The organism is Streptomyces otsuchiensis (assembly GCF_004305975.1).
GTDB classification, from domain to species: Bacteria; Actinomycetota; Actinomycetes; order Streptomycetales; family Streptomycetaceae; genus Streptomyces; species Streptomyces otsuchiensis.
The window spans coordinates 1-6,455 of the sequence record NZ_BHZI01000306.1; the positions used below are offsets into that span (position 1 = coordinate 1).

Here is a 6,455-nt window from a genome sequence, read left to right on the forward strand (position 1 = left end):
GGGCCAGGCTGTCCGGGGCTGGGACAACACCCACATCGGTCACTTCCAGGGTTCGTCGTTCCCCGGTGACGACCTCGGCTGGGTCAACGTCGGCAGCGGCTGGTGGACCGTGCCGGTCGTCCTGGGCTGGGGCGCCATTCCGGACCAGCTGGTGCGCGGTTCCGCCGAGGCGCCCATCGGCTCCTCGATCTGCCGTTCCGGCGCCACCACGGGCTGGCACTGCGGCGTGGTCGAGTCCAAGAACGACACCGTCAACTACGACGTCGGCCCGGTCTACGAGATGACCGGCACCACGGTCTGCGCCGAGCCGGGCGACTCCGGTGGCTCGTACCTCACCGGCGACCAGGCGCAGGGCGTCACCTCCGGCGGCTACGGCAACTGCTCCGCCGGCGGCCGCACCTGGTTCCAGCCCGTCAACGAGATCCTCAACCGCTACGGGCTGACCCTGCACACCGCGTGAACGCCCTCCCCGCCGCCCGTTCCGCCGCCCCTCGCGGGCGAGCCGGACGGGCGGCGGGGAACGGCGGGGAACGTGGCGGGAGGCCGGTGCTTCATGGCAGAGTCGGAGACTCCCTCCACCGTTCGTACCGCCGCACCGGAGGTGCCATGACCGCGCCCGATCCGCCCGCAGGCCCGTCGACCGCCGGCCCGTCCGCCGTCCCGGCCGCCGGACCTCCGAGGCAGGCGATCGGCGGTGCGCCGGGCGCCCCGGCGGTCGGGTTCGAGGAACCCGCTCTCCTGCGGGCGGAGTTGAGCGGCACGGCGCCGGCGGTGCCCGGGCTGGGACAGTCGGCGAACCTGACCGACCCGACCGGCCCGGCCGGACCGCCCGCCCCCTCGATCACGGCTCCCGCACCCACGGCGTCCCCCCGCGCCCTCCCCCTCGCCGTCCCCACCTCCGCGACGGGCGCGGCGGACGCGGGCTGGTCGGAACGGACCGACGGGGACACGATGTTCCTCCCGCTGAGCGGCGAACTCCTCCTGCACCTGCGGGACCAGGCCGAACCCGTCCGCCTCGGCGCCGGCGACACCTTCGTGGTCCCCCGCGGCACACCGTTCCGCGCACTGACCGAACGGGAGTGCGAGTACGTGCGGTACGACCCCTGCGGGACGGTCCACACCGAGCGCCTCAGCACCTGAACGCCGGCCCCACGCGCAGCGCATCCCGCGACGACGGAGCACCCCGGGAACGGCGAAGCGGCCCGGCGGTCGAAACCACCGGGCCGCTCCTCGTCACTCGCGCGACGGTCGGCGGCGGCCCGTCCCCACGGGCCGCCCCCACCTCACGCCATGAGCCGGACCAGCAGGTCGTCCAGGCTGATCAGCCCGGCCAGCCGGTCGTCCTCGGTGAGCACCACGGCCAGCGAGGCCCGGTGGTGCCGCAGCTGCTCGACCGCGTGCGCCACGGTGTCCTCGCCGGTGAGGCGGGGAACCGGACGGGCGAGGTCGGCCGCCGTCACCGAGCGGCCCTGCGCACGGGCCACCATGGCGTCCCGCGCGTGGACCGAACCGACGATCTGGTCGCCGTCGCGCACCAGCAGCCGGGTGTGGTCGCTGGCCCCCGCCGCGGACAGGATCCCGTCCACGTCGGCCGTGCCGGAGACCGACACGATGCGGTCGACCGGCACCAGCAGCGAGCGGATCGGCGTCTGCGGCTCGTTCAGCGAACGGGTCAGCAGACCCGAGTCCGCCTCACTGATCAGCCCCATGCGCTGCGACTCCGTCACCAGCTGGCCGAGCTGCTCCCGGCTGTGCACCGAGTTCAGCTCCTCGACCGGGGTGACCCGGAAGGCCCGGACCACACCGTTCGCCGCGTGGTTGAGTATCCGCAACGCCCACCGGAAGACCCGCACGATCCCGCGGAACGGCGGCGACAGCAGCATCGCCGAACGCTCCGGGTGCGAGATCGCCCACGACTTCGGCGCCATCTCGCCGAGCACCATGTGCAGGAAGACCACCACGACCATCGCGAAGACGAACGCGACACCGTAGGAGACCCCGCTGGGCAGCCCCAGCGTGGTCAGCAGCGGCTCCAGCGCGTGCGAGATGGCCGGCTTGGAGATCGAACCCAGCAGCAGGGTGCAGACGGTGATGCCCATCTGGGCACCGGCCAGCATCAGGGAGAGTTCCCTGGTGCCGGCCAGCGCGGAGCGGGCGCCCCGCTTGCCCTCGGCGACGGCCGTCTCCAGCCGGTGGCTGCGCGCCGCGACGAGCGCGAACTCGGCGGCCACGAAGAAACCGCTGCCGATCAGCAGCAGGACGGTCACGAAGAGTGCGGTGGTGATGTCCATCGTCACGCCACCCGTCCCTCGTGCGAGGAGGCGGCGGGCACACGGACCAGCCGCACCTTCTCCGGCACGTGCCGGTCCATCGCGAGTACCTCGATCTCCAGCCGCCCGCCGTCACCCGGCAGGTCCAGGTCCAGCCGGTCCCCGACCGCCGGGAAGGTGCCGAGCCGGTCGACGACCAGGCCGGCCACCGTCTCGAACGTCTCCTCCTCGGGCAGCGGGATGCCGGTGGCGTCCGCCACCTCGTCGACACGGCGGCCCGCGTCCACCAGCCAGCCCCCGGCGCCGTCGGCCACCGCGATCTCCACCACCCGGTCGCTCTCGTCGGCGATCTCGCCGACGAGTTCCTCGGCGATGTCCTCCAGGGTGACGATGCCCGCCAGGCCGCCGTACTCGTCGATGACGACGGCGAACTCCTGGCCGGCCCCCTGCATCTGCTCCACGGCGCGCGGCAGCGGCAGCGTGTCCGGCAGCCGCAGCGGCGGACGGGCGAGGCCGCCCGCGGTCACCGACTCCAGCCGTGCGACGGGCAGCCGTACCAGCTCCCGCACCCCGATCACCCCGACCACGTCGTCGATCCGCTCGGCCACCACCGGGTACCGGGTGTGGCCGCGGTCGGCGATGCGCTCCACGACCTCGGCGGCGGTGGTGTCCGTGCGGACGTAGTCCACGTCCACGCGGGGCACCATCACCTCGCCGAGGGTGCGCTCGGAGAAGTCCAGCGCGTGGTCCAGCAGCTCCGCCGTGGCGTGCGGCAGATGACCGTGCTCGCGGGACTCCAGGATCAGATGGCCCAGCTCCTCGGCCGTCGCACCGCCGTGCAGTTCCTCCACCGGCTCGATCCCGACCATGCGCAGCACGCGGTTGGCCGAGGCGTCGAAGACGTGGATCACCGGACCGGCGATCTTCAGATAGAGGAGCGTGGACGACGCCAGGCTCTTCGCCAGCCGCTCCGGGACGGCGAGCGCGAGGTTCTTCGGACCCAGCTCGCCGACGATCATCTGGATCACGGTCGCCAGCACGAAGGAGACCGTGAGGGCGAGACCGTGCACGGCGGCGTCCGGAACACCCAGGACGCGCAGCGGCGGGGAGATCAGCTCCGCCATGGCGGGTTCGGCCAGGAAGCCGACGATGAGGGTGGTGACGGTGATGCCCAGCTGCGCACCCGAGAGCATGAACGACAGGCGCTGCTGGACCTTGACCGCGCGGGCCGCCTTGCGGTCACCGGCGGCCGCCTCACGGGCGAGCGTCAGCCGGTCGGCCGCCACATAGGCGAACTCCTGCGCGACGAAGTATCCGGTGCCGACCGTCAGCACGACGACGGCGACCAGGGCTAGTGCGGCACTCACCTTGCACCACCTCGCCGCGTGCCGCGATCACGCAAGTGCTGGCGAGGAGGTCGGGGACTGTGGCTGCGTTCAGGTGGGTCCGACGATCTGGCGGACAAGGGTGTCCCTTTCACTGGCTTACAGGTCTGCACAACGTTAGTACCAGACCCCGCCGCTCCGCTGCTCAGTGCGGGTGTTGATTGGGCAACACCACGGCGCCGGGTCACGGCCCGCGCACCGAAGGTCGCGGCGCCCGCGCGCCGGGTGACGGCGGCGGTGCGAGCGGTGAGGGCGGTGCCCCGGAACGTGGCGGCACCCGCGATCGTGGTGCCGTCCCGGACCCCGGCGCGGCCCCCCGAGAACCCCGGCCCGGAACCGGGACACAGCACGGCCCGGGCCTCGGCGGACGGTGCCGTCCGCCGGGACCCGGGCCGTGCCCGGTCCTCGCGTGCCGTTGGCCGGTCAGGCGCGGCCGAGGTCCGCCATCCATGTCTCCACGTCCTCGGCGGTGCGCGGCAGCATCCCCGAGAGGTTCCGGCAACCGTCCTCGGTGACCACGATGTCGTCCTCGATGCGGACGCCGATGCCTCGGTACTCCTCGGGGACCGTCAGGTCGTCGGCCTGGAAGTACAGGCCGGGCTCCACGGTCAGGCACATGCCCGGCTCCAGCGTCCCGTCCGCGTAGCTCTCGCGGCGCGCCGTCGCGCAGTCGTGGACGTCGAGGCCGAGCATGTGGCCGGTGCCGTGCAGGGTCCAGCGGCGCTGGAGGCCCAGCTCCAGCACCCGCTCCACCGGGCCCTCGACCAGGCCCCACGCCACCAGGCGCTCGGCCAGCACCCGCTGGGCCGCCTCGTGGAAGTCGCGGTACTTGGCCCCCGGGCGGACGGCGGCGATCCCGGCCTCCTGGGCGTCGTAGACCGCGTCGTAGATCCGGCGCTGCAGCTCGGTGAACCGGCCGCCGACCGGCAGGGTGCGGGTGACGTCCGCCGTGTACAGCTCGCGGGTCTCCACACCGGCGTCGAGCAGCAGCAGGTCGCCGTCGTTGACCGGGCCGTCGTTGCGGACCCAGTGCAGGGTGGTGGCGTGCGGGCCGGAGGCGCAGATCGAGCCGTAGCCGACGTCGTTGCCCTCGACGCGGGCGCGCAGGAAGAAGGTGCCCTCGATGTACCGCTCGGAGGTGGCCTTGGCACGGTCCAGGACCTTGACGACGTCCTCGAAGCCGCGCGCCGTCGCCTCGCAGGCGAAGGTCAGCTCGGCGATCTCGAACTCGTCCTTGACCAGCCGCATCTCCGAGAGGAAGGTCTGGAACTCGGCGTCGCGCTCGGCGGTGACCTTGTCGGCCAGCGCGGCCTCCACCGTGGCGTCGTGCGAGCGCACCACCCGGACCGGGCCCTTGGCCCCGGACAGCTCGGTGGCGACGGTGCGGACGTCGGCGCAGGGGATGCCGTAGCGCAGCTCGGCCTCGGCCAGGCTCTGCCGGCGGCCCACCCACAGCTCGCCCTGCGCGGAGAGCCAGAACTCGCCGTTGTCGCGGTCCGAGCGCGGCAGCAGGTAGAGCGTGGCGTCGTGGCCGTCGCCGTTCGGCTCCAGCACCAGCACGCCGTTCTCGGTCTGGTCACCGGTCAGGTAGGCGTACTCGACACCGGCCCGGAAGGGGTACTCGGTGTCGTTGGAACGGGTCTTCAGCCGGCCGGCGGGGACCACCAGCCGCTCGCCCGGGAACCGGGCGGAGAGCGCGGCTCGGCGGCGGGCGGTGTGCTCGGCCTGGGCGATCGGTTCGAGGTCGGTGCGCTCGGTGTCGGCCCAGCCGCTCTTCATGTTCTCGGCGAGTTCGTCCGAGACCTTCGGCGCGAGGCCGTTCTTGCGCGGCTTCGGCTTCGCGCTCTCCACGGCCTGTCCTTCACCGGCCTGTCCTTCACCGGCCTGTCCTTCGGCGGCCGGTGCGCCCTCGGCGTCGGCGCTCCCCTCCGCGGTCTCGGCGGATACCGGGTTCTGCTCCTCGGCCACGACGGTGCTCCCTCGCTCGCTGACTCGGCTGGTCGATGACGGTGAGGTGGTGCCAGCACCCCGATCCATCGTATGCGCGGCAGTAAGGCGCGCGACAGGGCCATGCTGCTGAGCGCGGGGGTGACCTGCGATTCCACCGCCGGGAGGGGACCGCGCGGGGGTGCGCCGGGTCGCTCGCCGCGGGTGCTCGCCGCGGGTGGGGGAAAGGGGACCGGAAGGCTCCGGAACCGTCAGCCGTCGAAGCGGGCGGCCAGCAGCACGGTCTCCCGCTCGGCGCCGGGAGCGCCCGGCACGCCCGGCACGCCCGGCACCGTTCCCGGCAGCAGCGCGCGCAGCAGGTGGTCGGCGAGTGCCCCGGGGTCCCGCCGGACATCGGCCGGTGCCTGCGCGGCCACCTCCCGCAGCCGGGTGAAGGCGCGGTCCAGAGGCTCGCCCGTCGCGTGCAGCAGCCCTTCGTTGTACAGCAGGAGCGTTTCGCCTGGGGCGAGCGTCAGTTCGACGCTGGGCGCCTCCCAGCAGGAGAGCATCGCGAGCGGCGCGGAGAGCGTGGTCTCGGCGAACTCCGCCCCGCGTTCACCGATCACCAGCGGCGGCGGATGCCCGGCCGACGCCAGCACCACCCGGCGTGAGGCGGGTTCGGCGTACCCGAAGAGCGCGGTCGCACAGCGGGCCGACTCCGTCACCCGCAGCAGCAGCTCCAGATCGGAGAGGACCGCGACCGGGTCCTCTCCCTCCATCACCGCGTACGCGCGCAGCCCGGCGAGCAGCCGGCCCATGGCCGCCGTCGTCGACGGACCGGAGCCGGTGACGGTCCCGACCGCCAGCCCCAGCG

At 73.4% G+C, this 6,455-nt stretch carries 6 protein-coding genes; 2 read left to right on the forward strand and 4 right to left on the reverse strand.

Annotation, left to right across the window (positions count from 1 at the left end):
• Together E0D90_RS22270 and E0D90_RS22275 are read left to right on the forward strand one after the other, a co-directional pair.
• On the forward strand, positions 1-460 hold a 460-nt coding region (locus tag E0D90_RS22270; RefSeq protein ID WP_130799813.1), incomplete at its 5' end, for a S1 family peptidase.
• A gap of 146 nt (positions 461-606) precedes the next feature.
• Complete coding sequence (locus E0D90_RS22275) at positions 607-1,140, forward strand: cupin domain-containing protein (RefSeq protein ID WP_130799814.1); 534 nt, start codon at positions 607-609, stop codon at positions 1,138-1,140.
• Positions 1,141-1,283: 143 nt separating this feature from the next.
• Here the strand turns inward: E0D90_RS22275 and E0D90_RS22280 are convergent, their stop codons facing one another.
• From E0D90_RS22280 to E0D90_RS22295, 4 genes are all read right to left on the reverse strand, one after another.
• On the reverse strand, positions 1,284-2,291 hold the full coding sequence (locus tag E0D90_RS22280; RefSeq protein ID WP_130799817.1) for a hemolysin family protein: 1,008 nt from the start codon (positions 2,289-2,291) through the stop codon (positions 1,284-1,286).
• Positions 2,292-2,293: 2 nt separating this feature from the next.
• A complete protein-coding gene (locus tag E0D90_RS22285; protein ID WP_130799815.1) occupies positions 2,294-3,637 on the reverse strand; it encodes a hemolysin family protein in 1,344 nt (447 codons plus the stop codon).
• 441 nt (positions 3,638-4,078) lie between these two features.
• Positions 4,079-5,506: an aminopeptidase P family protein gene (locus E0D90_RS22290; RefSeq protein WP_227870405.1), complete on the reverse strand. Its 1,428-nt coding sequence runs from the start codon at positions 5,504-5,506 to the stop codon at positions 4,079-4,081.
• Between the two features lie 347 nt (positions 5,507-5,853).
• Positions 5,854-6,455, reverse strand: a 602-nt coding sequence (locus tag E0D90_RS22295; RefSeq protein ID WP_130799816.1) for a PP2C family protein-serine/threonine phosphatase, incomplete at its 5' end; no start/stop codon positions are given.